Origin of the sequence: Xanthomonas sp. NCPPB 3569, from assembly GCF_041475645.2 — a bacterium.
GTDB lineage: Bacteria > Pseudomonadota > Gammaproteobacteria > Xanthomonadales > Xanthomonadaceae > Xanthomonas > Xanthomonas phaseoli.
Map to the genome: position 1 here is coordinate 4,393,090 of NZ_CM192969.1, position 16,190 is coordinate 4,409,279.

General features: G+C 66.9%; 14 protein-coding genes and 1 tRNA gene. 5 read left to right on the top strand and 10 right to left on the bottom strand.

The features are described 5' to 3' along the window. Positions 1-81: 81 nt before the first annotated feature. From ACCQ03_RS18930 to dtd, 4 genes are all read right to left on the bottom strand, one after another. Positions 82-157, bottom strand: a tRNA-Ile gene (locus ACCQ03_RS18930). Between the two features lie 267 nt (positions 158-424). Then, positions 425-745, bottom strand: coding sequence for a hypothetical protein (locus tag ACCQ03_RS18935; RefSeq protein WP_017157070.1), 321 nt, complete (start codon positions 743-745; stop codon positions 425-427). 194 nt (positions 746-939) lie between these two features. Further along, on the bottom strand, positions 940-2,817 hold the full coding sequence (rpoD, locus tag ACCQ03_RS18940; RefSeq protein WP_008572798.1) for an RNA polymerase sigma factor RpoD: 1,878 nt from the start codon (positions 2,815-2,817) through the stop codon (positions 940-942). 108 nt (positions 2,818-2,925) lie between these two features. Further along, complete coding sequence (gene dtd, locus ACCQ03_RS18945) at positions 2,926-3,366, bottom strand: D-aminoacyl-tRNA deacylase (protein WP_057678068.1); 441 nt, start codon at positions 3,364-3,366, stop codon at positions 2,926-2,928. Here dtd and ACCQ03_RS18950 point away from each other — a divergent pair. Further along, positions 3,365-4,381, top strand: a complete 1,017-nt coding sequence (locus ACCQ03_RS18950) for a lauroyl acyltransferase (RefSeq protein WP_209227312.1) — start codon at positions 3,365-3,367, stop codon at positions 4,379-4,381. The two genes, dtd and ACCQ03_RS18950, sit on opposite strands and share 2 nt — an antisense overlap. A gap of 9 nt (positions 4,382-4,390) precedes the next feature. Here ACCQ03_RS18950 and ACCQ03_RS18955 read toward each other — a convergent pair whose 3' ends face one another. Then, complete coding sequence (locus ACCQ03_RS18955) at positions 4,391-4,912, bottom strand: GNAT family N-acetyltransferase (RefSeq protein ID WP_039568638.1); 522 nt, start codon at positions 4,910-4,912, stop codon at positions 4,391-4,393. Between the two features lie 245 nt (positions 4,913-5,157). On the opposite strand from ACCQ03_RS18955, the gene ribA reads away from it, so the two are divergent. The 3 genes from ribA (at position 5,158) to ACCQ03_RS18970 (ending at position 8,408) form a co-directional block, all read left to right on the top strand. Then, on the top strand, positions 5,158-6,291 hold the full coding sequence (gene ribA / locus ACCQ03_RS18960) for a GTP cyclohydrolase II RibA (RefSeq protein WP_209227310.1): 1,134 nt from the start codon (positions 5,158-5,160) through the stop codon (positions 6,289-6,291). Between the two features lie 138 nt (positions 6,292-6,429). Continuing rightward, on the top strand, positions 6,430-6,906 hold the full coding sequence (locus ACCQ03_RS18965) for a PH domain-containing protein (protein WP_017157063.1): 477 nt from the start codon (positions 6,430-6,432) through the stop codon (positions 6,904-6,906). Continuing rightward, the gene (locus ACCQ03_RS18970) at positions 6,903-8,408 is read left to right on the top strand and encodes a PH domain-containing protein (protein WP_209227308.1); all 1,506 of its coding nucleotides are present in this window, start codon (positions 6,903-6,905) and stop codon (positions 8,406-8,408) included. Before ACCQ03_RS18965 ends, ACCQ03_RS18970 begins: the two co-directional genes overlap by 4 nt. A gap of 79 nt (positions 8,409-8,487) precedes the next feature. Here the strand turns inward: ACCQ03_RS18970 and ACCQ03_RS18975 are convergent, their stop codons facing one another. Beyond that, on the bottom strand, positions 8,488-9,546 hold the full coding sequence (locus ACCQ03_RS18975) for a CDP-glycerol glycerophosphotransferase family protein (protein WP_081022721.1): 1,059 nt from the start codon (positions 9,544-9,546) through the stop codon (positions 8,488-8,490). Between ACCQ03_RS18975 and ACCQ03_RS18980 the strand changes: the two genes are divergently transcribed. Further along, a complete protein-coding gene (locus tag ACCQ03_RS18980; protein ID WP_057678073.1) occupies positions 9,547-10,413 on the top strand; it encodes a glycosyltransferase family 2 protein in 867 nt (288 codons plus the stop codon). Positions 10,414-10,565: 152 nt separating this feature from the next. Here the strand turns inward: ACCQ03_RS18980 and ACCQ03_RS18985 are convergent, their stop codons facing one another. The 4 genes from ACCQ03_RS18985 to fmt form a co-directional block, all read right to left on the bottom strand. After that, complete coding sequence (locus ACCQ03_RS18985) at positions 10,566-11,843, bottom strand: O-antigen ligase family protein (protein ID WP_209227306.1); 1,278 nt, start codon at positions 11,841-11,843, stop codon at positions 10,566-10,568. Positions 11,844-12,009: 166 nt separating this feature from the next. Further along, positions 12,010-13,731: an ArnT family glycosyltransferase gene (locus ACCQ03_RS18990; RefSeq protein WP_209227304.1), complete on the bottom strand. Its 1,722-nt coding sequence runs from the start codon at positions 13,729-13,731 to the stop codon at positions 12,010-12,012. Between the two features lie 50 nt (positions 13,732-13,781). Beyond that, a complete protein-coding gene (rsmB, locus tag ACCQ03_RS18995; protein WP_057686953.1) occupies positions 13,782-15,092 on the bottom strand; it encodes a 16S rRNA (cytosine(967)-C(5))-methyltransferase RsmB in 1,311 nt (436 codons plus the stop codon). Then, positions 15,092-16,015: a methionyl-tRNA formyltransferase gene (fmt, locus tag ACCQ03_RS19000; protein WP_039568660.1), complete on the bottom strand. Its 924-nt coding sequence runs from the start codon at positions 16,013-16,015 to the stop codon at positions 15,092-15,094. The genes rsmB and fmt overlap by 1 nt, the downstream gene beginning before the upstream one ends. Positions 16,016-16,190 lie beyond the last annotated feature (175 nt).

Consider the following 16,190-nt stretch of genomic DNA (forward strand, 5'->3'; position numbering starts at 1 on the left):
ACCACCGAAGGGTCAGATCGACTTCCAGCAACTGCTCATCATCAGGATGCGCGCAACATCCGATTGCCTCATGGAGGCTGATGGTGGGCCCACCAGGATTCGAACCTGGAACCAAAGGATTATGAGTCCTCTGCTCTAACCGTTGAGCTATAGGCCCGAGTGTCTGGCGGCGAGATGGCGAGCATGTCGGGCCGTGCAGCGGACGCGAAAGTTTACCTGTCTGGGCGTCGCCCTGTCTGCTAGCCGGCCTGTACCTGCAACGCCCCCGGCACGCACAGCCGAAAGATCATGCCTTGGCGTCACAACGAAAAAGCCCAGCGGCGGCTGGGCTTTGGACATTGGATTTGCTGGCGCCGTGCACGCAATCGCGCGATCTAGACGCAGCAAACCTATCAATCCCGAATCACCAATCCCAATCCTGCCCTCAGGCATCAGCCGTCTCAAACTGCCCATCGATCAACTGCCGACCTGCACGAAAACCGTGCGCGATGGCCTCTTGGTAGGTCGCATAGGCCAGCCCGTTGCAGGCGATACGCGGCTGGCGCTTGCCGCCGAGCGCATACACGTCCACCCACAGCGTCCACTTGGCATTAGGGGAAGCCTGCTCGGCGCGCACGCGGATCTCGTGTTCGCGGTACGTGGTGGTTTCAAAGCGGCTTTGCCTACTCATAAAGCGATCTCGTCTCCATTCGTCGGCCAACTTAGAAGTCGCGGTCAGAACGCCACGTGAGGTTTGCGGAAACACCGGTTTAATGTTGCGTGGCCGTGTAGCTTCGTCGGCGGTGCGTGAAACGTCCGGGCTCTGCGCCACTGACACGCGCCTTGCATGCGATCGACAGCTGCCCGAGTCGCCAGCATAGTCAATTGCCTGCGCCATCACGCAACAACCCCGCATAAGCGGGGCTGTTGCGTGATCACTGCACGGTTACAACCGCGGCGTCAGTCGATATCCAAGAACGAGCGCAGCTGTTCCGAACGGCTCGGGTGACGCAGCTTGCGCAACGCCTTGGCCTCTATCTGACGAATCCGCTCGCGGGTGACGTCGAACTGCTTACCGACCTCTTCCAGCGTGTGATCGGTGTTCATGTCGATACCGAAGCGCATGCGCAGCACCTTCGCCTCGCGCGGGGTGAGGCCGGCCAACACGTCACGCACCGTCTCGGAGAGATTGATGTTGGTGGTGTTGTCGATCGGGGACTCCACATTGGTGTCCTCGATGAAGTCACCCAGATGCGAATCCTCGTCGTCGCCGATCGGGGTTTCCATCGAGATCGGCTCCTTGGCGATTTTCATCACCTTGCGGATCTTGTCCTCGGGCATGTCCATTTCCTTGGCCAGTTCCTCCGGCGTGGCCTCGCGGCCGAACTGCTGGAGCATCTGGCGGGAAATGCGGTTCAACTTGTTGATCGTCTCGATCATGTGCACCGGAATACGGATGGTGCGCGCCTGGTCGGCGATCGAGCGGGTGATCGCCTGGCGAATCCACCAGGTGGCGTAGGTCGAGAACTTGTAACCGCGACGGTATTCGAACTTGTCCACCGCCTTCATCAGGCCGATGTTGCCTTCCTGAATCAGGTCGAGGAACTGCAGACCGCGGTTGGTGTACTTCTTGGCGATGGAGATGACCAGACGCAGGTTGGCCTCGACCATTTCCTTCTTGGCCTTGCGTGCCTTGGCTTCGCCATAGGCCATCGCACGGCTGATTTCCTTGATCTCGCCCAGGGTCAGGTAATTGGCCTTTTCCATCTCGATCGAGCCCTGCTGCTCGGAGATGATCTGGTCCTTGACGTCGCGCAGCGCCGAGGACCACTTCTGCTTGCGCTTGAGTGCGTCTTCCACCCATTCCAGGTTGGTCTGGTTGCCTTCCCAGGAGCGGATGAAGTCCTTGCGCGGCATGCGTGCCACGGTGGTGGCAAGGTGCAGCACCTTGCGCTCGTGATCCTTGATGCCATTGACCACGCCACGCAGCTGGGTGACCAGCGCGTCGGTCAGCGGCAGCGGCAGCTTGAGCGTGGTGAAAATGGCGGCCATGTCTTCGCGGGCCTTGACCACCAGCTTGTGCTCGGCGCCGTTCTTGGCATAGGCCTTCTTGAACTTGGCGTATTCGTTGGCCAGGTTCTCCATGCGCGTGGCCACTTCCACCGGGTCCGGACCGGTCGGGCCGGCCTCTTCTTCGGCGGCCTCGTCATCACCGTCTTCGTCGTCGTCTTCGTCGACTGCTTCATCGTCGGACACGGCAACCGGGCCGGCCGCGGCGAGCGCAGCAGCGGCCGCATCGGCTTCTTCGATCAGGTCGTTGAAGCCGACCACGATCTCGGCCAGACGCTTCTTGCCTTCCTTGTGCGCTTCGTAATCGGCCAGCAGCATTTCGGTCGACAGCGGGAACACGCCCAGTGCTGCCTGGACCTGGCTGAGGCCTTCTTCGATACGCTTGGCGATGGCGATTTCGCCTTCGCGGGTCAGCAGCTCGACCGTGCCCATTTCGCGCATGTACATGCGCACCGGGTCGGTGGTGCGGCCACCTTCGGTGTCGAGCGCGGTCAGCGCGGCGGCAGCTTCTTCGGCGGCGGTGTCGTCAACCTCGCGGTTGCCGGTATTGCCATCGTTGAGCAACAGGGTTTCGGCATCGGGTGCAACTTCATGGACATCGATGCCCATGCCGTTGATCATGCTGATGATGTCTTCGATCTGCTCCGGGTCGACCAGGTCGTCGGGCAGATGGTCATTGACTTCGGCGTAGGTCAGATAGCCCTGTTCTAGGCCCTTGCTGATCAGTAGCTTGATGTCGGATTGCTGGGCAGGACGTTCGTTGGCCATGAGTGCTCGCGCCACCGGCTTTGAGATTGGAAAGAGAACCTAGCATTATACCAGCGTGAAGCCCGGTCTGCCGGATTCAAGACGGGACCGCTGGTGGACGTGTTGTATCTAGGGTCTGAGAAGGAAGGTCACCGGGCCATCGTTGACCAGGTCGACAACCATATGGGCACCGAAACGCCCGGTTTCCACCCCACCGCGGTGTTTTTCGCGGCAGATCGCCACCAATCGATTGAACGCCGGTTCAGCCTCCAATGGCGGCGCGGCGGTGCTGAAGCCCGGGCGGTTGCCGGAACTGGTGTCCGCAGCCAGGGTGAACTGGCTGACCAGCAGCAGGCCGCCGCCCGTATCGGTGAGTGAGCGGTTCATCTTGCCGGCGGCGTCGCCGAACACCCGATAGCTCAGCAACCGCTCCGCCAGGCGCCGGACCTGCGCGTCACTGTCGCCGGGCTCCACGCCGATCAGGGCCAGCAGCCCGGGGCCGATCTGCCCGACGATCTGGTCATCGACCGTGACGCTGGCGCGGGTGACGCGCTGGATCAGTGCAAGCATGGGCATTCTCGGGCAGCAAACTGTGCCGCGCAGCATGCCCAGCGCTGCCGGCACTGTCACGCGCGGGCCTTCGCGGTCTGCGCTGTTTAGAATTGCGCCGATGACACCTGATGTTCGCGCTCGCCTGTTGTATGCCACCGCCGCCACCGTGGGCCGCTTGCCGTGGCCGTTGCTCAAGCGCGTGGCCGACACGCTGGCCTGGAGCTGGCGCAAGCTCAACGCACGCGAGTCACGCGTGGCCCGCCGCAATCTGGAGCTGGCGTATCCGGAACTGAGCGCCGAGCAGCGCGCGCGCTTGCATGCGCAGATCCTGCAATCGACCGCGCGGCAGACGCTGGAGGTGCTGCGCACCTGGACCCGCCCGCCGGCGGAGAACCTGGCACGCCTGCAGCGCAACGGCCAGGAACTCTACGACGCCGCGCTGGCCTCCGGGCGCGGGGTCATCGTGGCGGCGCCGCATTTCGGCAACTGGGAACTGCTCAACCAGTGGCTGTCCGAACGCGGGCCGATCGCGATCGTCTACCGGCCGCCGGAATCCGAGGCGGTGGATGGCTTCCTGCAGTTGGCACGTGGTGGCGACAACGTGCGCCAGGTACGCGCCGAAGGCCCGGCGGTGCGGCAGTTGTTCAAGGTGCTCAAGGACGGCGGCGCGGTCGGCATCCTGCCGGACCAGCAACCGAAGATGGGCGATGGCGTGTTCGCGCCATTCTTCGGCATTCCGGCCTTGACCATGACCCTGGTCAACCGGCTGGCCGAGCGGACCGGGGCGATCGTGCTCTACGGTTGGTGCGAACGCGTCGGCGACGATCTGCAGTTCGCGCTGCACGTGCAGCCGGCCGACCCCGCGGTGGCCGATGCGGATCCGGTGCGTGCAGCCAGCGCGCTCAACGCCGGCATCGAACAGATCGCCCGGCGCGACCCGGCGCAATATCAGTGGACCTACAAGCGCTACACCCTGCGTCCGCCGGGCAGCGGCGAGACCAACCCGTATGCGACCGAGCGGCATCCGCACTAGCCACGGCGCTCAGTCGTCGTGCGGATCGGCAGGCGTGTCCAGGATGCGTTGATAGAACGCCAGGTCCAGCCAGCGCCCGAACTTGAAACCGGCCTCGCGCACGGTGCCGGCGTGGGTGAAACCGAACTGTTCGTGCAACGCGATGCTGGCCTGGTTGCTGGCATCGATGCCGCCCACCAGCACGTGCACGCCGCGCGCTTGCGCCGCTGCGATCAGGGCCTGCAGCAGGAGACGCCCCAGGCCCTTGCCGCGATGGTCGCGGTGCACGTAGATCGAATGCTCGACGCTGTACTTGAAGGCGGGCCAAGCGCGAAAGGTACCGTAGCTGGCAAAGCCCATCAGGGTGCCGTCGTCGTGCTCCACGCCGATCACCGGAAAGCCGCCCGCCTGCTTGGTGGCGAACCAGCCGACCATGCTCTCCGGTGGCCTGGGACGGTAGTCGTACAGCGCAGTGGAATTGGCGATGGCTTCGTTGAAGATGTCCAGAATGGCGCCGGCATGGCGCGCTTGGCTGCAATCGACAATGTGCATGGGGCCCGGCAAACATGGAGGTCGCCCGATTAGAAAGCATTGCCGCACCCTGAACAACGCGGACCGCAGGGCAACCAAGCGGCGCAAGCCTGCCCACTCAATCGGCAGCGGCTGGATGCAGCGTTCTACCCGGTCGTGGCGACCGCCTGTTGCCAGGCGCGCGACAATGGGTAGATGCGATCACGCAGTGACCGCGGCGGCGCCCGCCTTGAAGCGGCCGTGGCAATCCCCATTTGGAGTCGTGCATGAGTAGCCCCCTCCCCTCCCCCAGCGCACAGGCCTTCGGCGATCCGGCGGCGATTCGCTGTGAGCGCGCCGCATCCGAACTGCGCGCCAGGCGCCCGGTGTTGCTGACGGCGGCCGATGGGCAGGCGCGGGCGGTGCTGGCGCTGGATAGCAGCACGGCGCAGTCGTATGCGGCGTTCGCCCGCGCCGCGCGGGGGCGTCACTATCTCTTCGTGACGCCCACCCGCGCCCAGGTGCTGGGCCTGAGCGCGCCGCAGGGTGCGCGCGTGGGCCTGATCGATCACAGCTACGACCAGCTCGCCGCGCTGGCCTACCTGCGCGACACCCCGGTGCCTGCGCAGTGGACGGCCGGCGATGCGCTGGATGCCGGCGGCGTGGAGATCGCGCGGCTTGGCCTGCTGCTGCCGGCGCTGCTGGCGGTGGAGTTGCGCGATGTGCACGACCATGCCGCGTTCGCCGGCTGCCAGTCGCTGGCGCTGGACGATTTGAGCCGCGGCTGCGCCACCTCTGCGGCAGCCGGCTACGAGCTGGTGACCCGCACCCCGGTACCGCTGCGCGGCCTGGGCATGAGCGAGTTCGTGGTGTTTCGCGGCGGCGTGGCGCAGCGCGACCAGGTGGCGATCGTGGTCGGCCAGCCGGACCTGAGCACTGCGGTGCCGGTGCGCGTGCACTCGTCGTGCCTCACCGGCGACCTGTTCGGCTCGCTCAAATGCGATTGCGGCGACCAGCTGCGGCACGGCCTGGCCAAGTTGAAGGAGCTCGGTGGCGGCGTCCTGCTGTATCTGGACCAGGAAGGGCGTGGCACCGGCATCGCCGCCAAGATGCGCGCCTACGGCTATCAGCATGCGGGCCTGGACACCATCGATGCCGACGCGCAGTTGGGCTTTGGTCCGGACGAGCGCCGCTACGGCAGTGCGGTGGCGATGCTGCGCGGGCTGGGCATCAGTCGGATCCGGCTGTTGACCAACAACCCCGCCAAGGCCGAGCGCCTGCGTGCGGCCGGCATCGTGGTCGAAGATCGCATCGCGATCACTGGCGACATCACCGCCGAAAACGAGCAATACCTGCGCACCAAGGCCGCGCGCGCTGGCCACGCGCTGGATGTGGATGCGTTGATCCTGGCCGCGCAATAACGCGCCCGGCGCCGGGTGCGCCGGCACTGGGCAGCCGGCTATGCTTGCGCACCGCTTCTGCAGGCCAGCTACGTGCACGACGCTCCACCGCCGCACCCCGACGTCATGGTCCAGCCCGCCCCGGCAGAAGCCCCAGCCGTGACGCACAGCCAGTGGCAGTCGCTGCCGCGTCGCGGTGCCTATGTGGCGGCGATCAATGGCGCGCTCGGCGGAGGATGTGCGGGCCTGATCGCAGCCGGCGTCACGATTGTCTGGCTGCACGCCTGGCGTTACTGGCCGGCGGTGCTGGGCGTGACCGCAGTCATCGCCCTGCTGGGCGCCTGGTTGGCGGTCAAGCGGCACCGGCTGACGCACTGGAAACTCGATCAGCATGGCCTGGCGCTGCAGCGCGGTCATCTGTGGCAAAGCGATACGCGTGTTCCGATTTCGCGCGTGCAGCATGTGGACCTGCGCCGCGGGCCGATCGAACGCGCGACCGGCCTGACCACGCTGGTGGTGCACACCGCCGGCAGCCGGCTCAATGCGGTGGCGCTGTCGGGGCTGGATCAGGACGATGCCGAGCGCCTGCGCGACCGCCTGGCCCGGCAGCTCGATCACGACGACGACGCGCTATGAATGCCGTTGCACATCGCGGCAACGACGAGCAGCGCCTGCATCCGTTGTCGTGGGTGTTCGTGTTGCTGCAGCAGATCCGTCAGTTCCTGATTCCGCTGGCGACACTGATCCTGTTCGGCAGCCGCGACGGCAATCGCGATGTTGCCGACCAGATCGCCACCGCGGTGGTGATTGCGGTGCTGGTGGCGATTTCGGTGCTGCGCTACTTCACCTACCGCTACCGGATCGGCAGCGATAGCGTGGCCATTCGCAGCGGCTTGTTGGAACGCAGCCGGCGCGATATTCCGTTTGCGCGCATCCATAACGTGGTGGTGCATCAATCGCTGCTGCACCGTCTGGCCGGCGTGGCCGAGGTGCGGCTGGAGTCGGCCGGTGGACACAAGCCGGAAGCGGAAATGCGCGTGCTGCGGCTGGATCAGGCGCTTGCGCTGGAAGATCTGATACGGCGCCGTGCAACCGACACAGGCGTGCCGGCGCCGCAGATCGAAGAAGACAGCGGCAGCTTGCTGCGCCTGCCGATGGCCGAGGTCATCCGGCTGGGCCTGATCTCCAATCGCGGCATGGTGGTGGTGGCGGCTGGCTTTGGCGTGATCTACCAGATGATTCCGCGCCGCACGGTATCCGACTTCGTCGAGCATAACGGCGAGCTGGCCTATCGCTACGTCAGCCAGATCCATCCCGGCGTCGCGGTCACCGCAACGCTGGCGATCCTCGCCACGCTTGCCCTGTTGTTGGCGATGCGCGCGCTGTCGGTCGCCCTGGCGGTGACCCAGTACCACGGCTTCCATCTGAGCGAATCCGAGCGCCGCCTCACCGTGGAGCGCGGGCTGCTGACGCGGATCCGCAGCAGCGTGGCGTTGCGGCGGATCCAGTCGTGGACGTTGTACGAAGGCCTGCTGCATCGCCTGTTCGGTCGTCGCCAATTGCGGGTGGACACCGCAGTGGCCGGCAGAGGCGATAACGAAGGCAGCGCACTGAAGGAGCTCGCGCCCATTGCCGAGCCGCAGCACTGCGATGCCTTGCTGCAACGCCTGCTGCCCGGCATCGCCTGGCCGCCGACGCAGTGGCAGACGATCGCCACGCATTGCTGGTGGCGCTTGAGTCTGCCCGCCACGCTGACGCTGCTGCCGCTGACGGCGGGCCTGACGTGGCAGTTCGGCAGCCAGGCCTTGTGGTTGCTGGTGTGGCTGCCGTGGAGCGCGTTCAAGGCGCAGCGCCAGGTCCAGCGCATGGCCTATGCGGTGGATGCGCGTTACGTCGCGGTGCGCGGCGGCTGGTGGAAGCGCTGGTGGCGGCTGGCCGAGCTGGACAAGCTGCAGGCGCTGCAGCTGCAGCGCTCGCCGTTGGATCGGCTATCCGGCACCGCCACGCTTTGGCTGGATACGGCCGGCGCCAGCGCCACCGGCCCGGCATTGCGGCTGCGCTTTGTGCCGTTCGCCCAGGCGCAGGCGCTGCAGGCGCAACTCGGTGCCGCGCTGGCGCGGCGCAAGCTACGCTGGTGATTGGGCAATCGGGAGTCGGGAATCGGGATTGGATCAACCGCGCACCGGAAGCATCTCGTCAACGAACCACCAGCAGCGATCAACGCTGCGACGGCCCCCAATATCCGAGCTCGCGACGGATCTGCAACCCGCGCCACACCGAACCCAGCGGTTTGCGGCGCAACCCGCCGAGTTTGCCGGCAATGAAGTCTTCAGTGGCGGCAATCACCCGTTCGGAAGACTGCCCGTCGCGATACGGGTGAATCGCATCGGCGTAACTGGCGAGCGCACTACACAATGCCGCATCCGGCGCCAGCGCGCGCGCCAGCTGCTGCGGCAATTGCTCTGCCTGACGGAAGTCGAGCATGTGCGGCTGCGGCACGCGGTTGCGAAAGGTCACCACCGGTTTGTGCTGCACCACGAACTCGGACACGATCGATGAGGTATCGGAAACCAGCACATCGGCCGCACGTTGCGCGGCCATGACCTCTTCTGGCTCGATGAAGCGTGCGTTGGCACCTGCCAGTGCGCGATAGCGATCGAACAGTTCCGGAGCGCACTTCGGGTGCAAGGTCAGCAGCCAGTAATGCGCGCCGCGCGCGATGTCGGCGGCGATCTCGTCGTAGAGTGCGGGCGCTGCGCTCAGCCGCTCGGTAAAGGTGGAACCGAACAGGATCACCGGGCGGCCGGCGGCCGGCGCACGCAAGGCGGCGCTACGGCCGCCATCGTCGCGAAAGACCGGATCGAGCTTGGGCCAGCCGGTTTCCACCACGGCAAAATGGCCCTCGCGCTGCGCCAGCGCGCGGAACGGCGCGGTGGTGGCCGGGCCTTGCGTGCAGTACAGATCGAACAGCCCACGCACCCGGAAATGGCCGCGATTGTCCTCGCGCTTTTGCACGTTGAACCCGTGAAACAGCTGCACTTTCGCACCGGAAACAAACGGTGGCACCCAGTTGGCGGCACTGAATACCGCACGCGGGCGCAGCGCCAGCGCCTCGCGCAGGCCGACCTCGCGCACGCCCGGCAACGCCAACCCGCGCGCGCCACCTTCGAACCAGGCCGACACCGCGTGCCCGCGGGCCTGTAACGCCTGCGCCAATGGCGCCAGAATAGGCAACGCGTAACGCTCCGTTGCGAACAGCAGGTAATCGGCCATCACATGTCCTCTTCGACCGCACCCGACGAACGGCCGCGCATCAGCGCCTGCATTATCGCGTTCAACGAGGCCGATCGCCTACGCGACTGTCTAGCCTCGCTGGCGTTCTGCGACGAGATCGTGGTGGTGGACTCCGGCTCCACCGATGCCACCACCGCCATCGCCAGCGAGTACGGCGCACGCGTGCTGCACCGCGCCTTCGATGGCTACCGCAGCCAGAAGGCATTCTGCGTTGCGCAGGCCAGCCACGACTGGGTGTTGTGCCTGGATGCCGACGAACGCGTCAGCGATGCCCTGCGCGCCTCGATCATCGCGGCGCGCGATACCGGTTTCGCCACGGCGGCCGGCTACCGCTTCGCACGCCTGTCCGACTACTTCGGTCGCTTCCTGCGCCACGGCAATGCGTATCCGGACCGGGTGCTGCGCTTGTTCGATCGCCGCCGCGGCGGCTGGCGCGGCAAGCGCGAGATCCACGAGGCGGCCAGCGTGGATGGCCCCGTGGAGACCTTGGCGGGCGATCTGATCCATTACCCGTACCGCTCGCTGATGCAGCAACTGAGCAAGACCCAGCGCTACGCGCAGATGATGGCCGAGCACGAACATGCGCGCGGCAAACGCGCCACCTGGAGCAAGCTGGTGCTGGCGCCGGCCTGGCGCTTCTGGCGCGGCTACCTGTTGCGCGGCGGCTTTCGCGATGGCTGGCATGGGCTGATCTACGCCTATGTACGCGCCAACTACGTCCGCCAGAAGACCATCATGTTGTGGCTGCTGCAAAACAATCAGCCGGTGCAGGACCCGGCGCGGACGCCGGACCGGCGTAGCGAGTCAGAACAGGTAAAGACCTCGAGAGCTGCAGGCAAGCGGCTGTGAACGCCGCCGACGGTGCGCACAAGTCGGCATGTGCAAGCCAACGCACCCCGACTCCAACAACGCCCCCTTCTTTTTCTGCACACGCGTGAGCTCAGGCACTGCAGGCGCGCTGCTGGTGCATACGCCACCTGCAGCCGGTGGATCATCCGCCGCTACCGGGTGCTCGCCACGTCCGACTGCGCTTGTTGCGCCTGCCGTGCCGACAGACCCACCAGCACGCCGACCATGGCCGTGTAGAAGCTCGCCGCCACCTGGTGCGCGAACATCGATTGGGTCAGGCCGCACAGGGCATAACTGATCACAAGCATCACCCCGGCCGCCGCCGGGCCGCGGAACTGCTGCTGCCCGCTGCGCCGGTGCAGTCGCACGAACATCCACAACGGTACGCCGTAGACGGCAAGCAGCAGCAACAGCCCGGGCACGCCCTGGGTCGCACTCCATTCGGCTAGATCGTTGTGCGCATGCCCCAACTGGCAACGGAACAACGACGGGTCGGCGGCACAGGCCGGCAGGTCGTGCATCGCATCGTCGAAACGACCAACGCCCACGCCCCTCAGCGGATGCGCCTTCAGCGTGTCCCACGCCACATGCAGGCGTTCGATACGGGCGCCGGCCGACGAATCGGTATCGCCCACTTCGTAACGCTGCAGGTCGCGCTGCAATTCGCCCAGGCGCATCTGGTCGGTCAGCGCCGGCACGCTGAGCGCGATGCCCACCGCCAGCACCGCGCCGCCGATGAAGGTCAGCAGGCGCACGCGCGTGCTGTGCCAGGGCGCACCCCAGATCAGCACGCCCAGCGTGGCCAGCATCGCCAGCCACACCCCGCGGCTGCCGCTGAGCACGATCACCACCACGGTGGCGACCCCAGCGCCCACCAGCCAGCGCACGCTGCCGAGCGGGCGGCAGAACACCGCCACCACCAGCAACATCAGCACGATGTCGGCGAATACGATGGCGTTGGTGAAGCCTTCGGCGCGGTCGGCGCCGTTCATCACCTGCAGCAGCGCGATCAGCATGGCCGCAAACACGCCGACCAGGGCACCGCGCCACAACCACAGCTGGCGCGGCTGCAACGCATATGCCCATAGCGCCGCCCATGGCAGCACCAGGAAGCGCGAGCGATTGCCCACATCGCGCAGCCCGTGCTCGAACAACACGATCGACAGCAGCGACATCGCAATCACCGCCACCGTCAGCCAGCCCACCACGCGCAACGACCATTCGCGCGCGGCAATGCCGTCGCGCAGGCTGCGCCAGCCAATCAACGAACCAAGCAGCAGGCACAGGCCGAACGGCAGCAACCCGCTCGGCATGCTCACCACCAGCGCAGTCAATGCGAACGCGCCCAGCTCGGCAATGCGCACGCCTGCCCGTGAGGTGGTCGGGGCAGAGGGCGACAGTGACGCGGGGTGGGGACGCAAGGAAGTCATCTACAAATCGGTGGGAAATAGGGAGGCGACGCAATGGCCGGCCGTCGGCAGCGCCGGCCAAGCTAACGATGCGACGCATGAATCCCTGCTAGACAGCGACCGGCTGCTGCATTGACGCCGCGCCGATGGCACCTGGCACGCGCGTGCGCCGGTGGAGTCGGCTGGCTCATTCGGTATCCAGGTTGCCCTGCTCCTTTGCTTCCACCGCACGCTCGCTGGAGCTGGCCACGCAGGCGCCACGCACGGCATCGGCCGGCACCAACCACCAGCGCCGGCGGTTGGCCACGCCCACCAACTGGCTGCGGCTGCGATCCACGCAGGCCAGCAGTGCGGTCTCCTGCGCCATCAGCCAGCGCTGCCCGGGTTGCTCTGCCTGCCAGGCCACGCCGCGCTGCAGTTGGGTTTCCCACGGCACCTTGAAGCCGAAGGTCTGCGCAGGCCGGTCGGCCATCAGCAGGTTTTGCTCCTTCCATGCCACCAGCCCGAGTTGCGCATCCGGGCCGATGCGACGCCCGGCCTCGCGCATCACCGCAACGGCCGAACTGGAATCGTTGAAGATCGGATAGCACACCAGCCCGAACGCCACCCACCACGCGCCAAGCAGCGAGACCACCGCAAAGGCGGAGCGGCGCACGCGCATCAGCAGCAGGCTGGCGATGCCCCAGGTACCCACCGCCAGCAACAGCCAGCCCAGCGGGTCGGTGGCTTCGCTGCCGACCCCGCGACTGTCCATGATCTTCTGCTCGAAGCCCGGGTGGCCGATCAGCATCGCCGCGCCACCCGCACAGAACGCCACTGCCAGCAGCAGCCCGAACCCGAACAGCAGCCGCTGCACGCCAGCCCGGCGCAGCAGGCCGGGCACCAGCGGCGCCAGCACCAGGCAGAACATCGGCAGCGCCGGCAGGATGTACACATCGCGCTTGCCGCTGGGAATGGTGAAGAACACCAGCACCAGCAGCCACCAGGCCAGCGGCAGCAGATAGCGCGGATCGCGCCGCTTCAGCCGGCGCCGCCACGCCGGAATCGCCCATGGCAGCAGCAGGATGGTCGGCAGCCACATCGTGGCCATGCTTTGCAGGTGGTACCAGACCGGCTGCGCGTGATCCCAGGAGCTGGCGTAGCGCTTGGCGGTCTGGCGCAGCAGGATGTCGTTGAGATACACGCGGTATTCGGGCTGGCCAGCGGTCAGTGCGGTCACCATCATCGGCACGAACCACAGCGCGATCGCCACGAAGAAGAACAGCGGCCCCAGCCAGAAGCGCCGGTCGCGCAGATGCACGCGTACGCCCGGCCAGCCACGCGCCGCTGCAATTCCGGCCGGGATCAGCATCAGCAGCGCAATGATGCCAACGCCCTTGGTGATCACGCCCAAGCCGGCTGCGAACCAGCCCAGCGTCCACCAGCGCCAGGCCGGGCCCATCAGCAGATGCCGCAACAAGCCATAATTGGCCAGGGTGATCCAGAACACCACTAGCGGGTCGATCTGCGCCTTCTTGGCCTGAAAGGTGAAGTGCAGCGTAAACAGCAGCATCCAGGCCGCATACACGCCCACGCGCCGGGTCCACAGGCGCCGGCCCAGATCGTAGACGCAGGCCAGTGTGCCCAACGCGGCCAGCAACGACGGCAGCAGGAACGCCACCCGCCAATTGCCCAGCAGCGTGTAGAACAGCGCCTGCAGCCACATCAGCATCGGCGGCTTGTCCGAATACAGCACGTTGCCGCGATGCGGGAACAACCAGTCGCCGCTCAACACCATCTGCTTGGCCACCAGCGCAAAGCGCGGCTCGTCCGCCGGCCACGGGTCACGCAAACCCAGGCCGGCACCAATCACCAGCACGGCGGTCATGGCCAGCAACCAGACATCGGTGGAAGCGCGATTCTTGAACATGTCGGGCGGCAGTCGGTCGCAAAAGGTGGAGCGCTGGACTTCGCGCGCGATCAGGAGGCTTTTAGCAAAAGCGCGTAGAAAAATCCGTCGCAGTGCTGCTCGCCTGGAAACCGCTGACGTCCGGCGCCGGCGGCATGCCCGAACTGCGCACCCAACGGCTGCGCCTGTGCGTCGGGAGTGCGCTGCAGGAATGCCTCGACCTGGGCCTGGTTCTCGCGCGCCAACAGCGAGCAGGTGGTGTACAGCAATTGTCCGCCCGGGCGCAGCGTGCGCCAGGTCGCATCCAGTAGCCGCGCCTGCAGCGCACATAGCGCATCGATATCGTCGGCGCGGCGGTGCAGCAGCACATCCGGTTGACGACGCACCACGCCGGTGGCCGAACAGGGCGCGTCCAGCAGCACTGCATCGAACTGCTGGCCGTCCCACCACGCGTCCGTCTCGGCGGCGTCGGCCGCCTGCAATGCCACCTGCGCATCGGGGACCGTGCGCTGCAAGGTCTGCTGCACGCGCTCCAGGCGGCGCGCATCCACATCCAGCGCGGTGAGCTGCAAGCCGGGATGGCGCTCCAGCAGATGCGCCGCCTTGCCCCCCGGCGCCGCGCAGGCATCGAGCACGCGTGCCGACGGCGCCAGGCTCAACGCATCGGCCACCTGCTGGGCAGAGCCGTCCTGCACCGAAACATCGCCTTCGGCGAAGCCCGGCAACTGGCTCACCGGCACGGCATTGTGCAGGCGCACCGCATCCGGCAGCACTGCATCGGTCTGCGCGGCAATGCCCAGTTCGGCCAGCCGTGCGACGTAGCCCGCCGGGTCGATGCGCGAACGCCGCACGCGCAGCCACATCGACGCCATCTGCGCGCTGGCGGTAAAAATGGCTTCGGCACGATCGCCCCAGTCCGCGCGCAACTGCTTGCGCAGCCACGACGGCCAACCGGCATCGTCGGCCACCGCCGGAAATCCTTCGCGCTGGGCGCGCCGCAGGATCGCGTTGACCATGCCGGCCTGACGGGGCCGGCCCAGTGCGCGGCACGCATCCACGGTGGCCGATAAGGCGGCGTGCGCGGGCAGCTGCAGCACGTCCAGTTGGGCGAAACCGACCATCAGCAGCGCCTTGAGTTCGGCATCGCGGGGCGGCAATGCACGTTCCAGCCATTGCCGCAACGCCACGTCATAGGCCGGGCGCCGGCGAATGACCGCAAAGCAGATCGCCTCCACCAGCGCGCGATCGCGCGGATCGCCGATGCCGGGCAAGGTCGCGGCGAGTTCGGCCTTCAACGACCGGCCCTGATCGAACACCGCCGTCAGCACGCGCGCGGCGGCCAGGCGCGAGGCAACGCCGGCGGTTGCGGTATCGGCCGACATCAGCGCAGCGCCGGCAGGTCGCGCCGCGCATTGAGGTAATCGGCGGCGGTAATCGCCTTGCCGCCCTCGCGCTGGAGCACGCGCACGCGCAGCGCACCCTCGCCGCAGGCGATATCGATGCCCTGCTTGCTGGCCGCCAGCAGGGTGCCCGGGGGCTGTTGATGGGCCAGTTCAAGCGCCACCGCCCCATGCAGGCGCACGCGCTCGCCAGCCAGGATCGCCTCGGCGACCGGCCACGGGTTGAACGCGCGCACACGCCGCGCCAGTTCCTGCGCCGGCTGCGCCCAATCCAGTCGCGCCTGCGCCTTGTCCAGCTTGTGCGCATAGGTCACCCCGTCGGCCGGCTGCGGTTGCGCCACCGGACGGATGCCGGCGCGCAACAGACCCAGGCCATCGGACAGCACCTGCGCGCCCAGCGCGGCCAGCCGGTCGTGCAGCTGCCCGCCGGTGTCCTGCTCGCCAATTTCGATGCGCTGCGACAGCAGCACCGGGCCGGTGTCCAACCCGGCTTCCATCTGCATCAGGCACACCCCGGTCTCGGTGTCGCCGGCCTCGATCGCCCGCTGGATCGGCGCGGCGCCACGCCAGCGCGGCAGCAACGAGGCATGCACGTTCCAGCAGCCGTGCGTCGGCGCGGCCAGCACGGCCTTTGGCAGGATCAACCCGTAAGCCACCACCACCATCAGGTCCGCATCCAGCGCACGCAACGTCGCCAATGCTTCGGGCGAACGCAGCGTCTGCGGCTGGAACACCGGAATGCCGCGCGCAATCGCCTCGATCTTGACCGGCGAGGGCGTCAACCCGCGGCCACGCCCGGCCGGGCGATCCGGCTGTGTGTACACCGCCACCACTTCATGGCGCTGCGCGGCGGCGCGTAACGACGGAACGGCAAAATCCGGCGTACCGGCGAAGATGATTCTCATAGGGCGGGAATTCGGGATTCGGGATTTGGGATAGGCAACGGCGAGGGTGCTGGCCGGGGCGGGAGTAGCGTGAAGCCAAGAGGTGGAAGCGAGACCTGCACTGGAAGATTTGGCTAACCGGCGCCAGGGCCTGCGTGGATCATCCCGAATCGAGCGCACCGAGAAGCAGGAGTGG

Excerpts from the sequence above, each read along its gene's own strand:
- ACCQ03_RS18985 (WP_209227306.1), bottom strand. The coding sequence starts at position 11,843 with ATGACTTCCTTGCGTCCCCACCCCGCGTCACTGTCGCCCTCTGCCCCG.
- ACCQ03_RS18970 (WP_209227308.1), top strand. The coding sequence starts at position 6,903 with ATGAATGCCGTTGCACATCGCGGCAACGACGAGCAGCGCCTGCATCCG.
- rpoD (WP_008572798.1), bottom strand. The coding sequence starts at position 2,817 with ATGGCCAACGAACGTCCTGCCCAGCAATCCGACATCAAGCTACTGATC.
- fmt (WP_039568660.1), bottom strand. The coding sequence starts at position 16,015 with ATGAGAATCATCTTCGCCGGTACGCCGGATTTTGCCGTTCCGTCGTTA.
- ribA (WP_209227310.1), top strand. The coding sequence starts at position 5,158 with ATGAGTAGCCCCCTCCCCTCCCCCAGCGCACAGGCCTTCGGCGATCCG.
- ACCQ03_RS18980 (WP_057678073.1), top strand. The coding sequence starts at position 9,547 with ATGTCCTCTTCGACCGCACCCGACGAACGGCCGCGCATCAGCGCCTGC.
- ACCQ03_RS18990 (WP_209227304.1), bottom strand. The coding sequence starts at position 13,731 with ATGTTCAAGAATCGCGCTTCCACCGATGTCTGGTTGCTGGCCATGACC.
- dtd (WP_057678068.1), bottom strand. The coding sequence starts at position 3,366 with ATGCTTGCACTGATCCAGCGCGTCACCCGCGCCAGCGTCACGGTCGAT.
- rsmB (WP_057686953.1), bottom strand. The coding sequence starts at position 15,092 with ATGTCGGCCGATACCGCAACCGCCGGCGTTGCCTCGCGCCTGGCCGCC.
- ACCQ03_RS18950 (WP_209227312.1), top strand. The coding sequence starts at position 3,365 with ATGGGCATTCTCGGGCAGCAAACTGTGCCGCGCAGCATGCCCAGCGCT.
- ACCQ03_RS18955 (WP_039568638.1), bottom strand. The coding sequence starts at position 4,912 with ATGCACATTGTCGATTGCAGCCAAGCGCGCCATGCCGGCGCCATTCTG.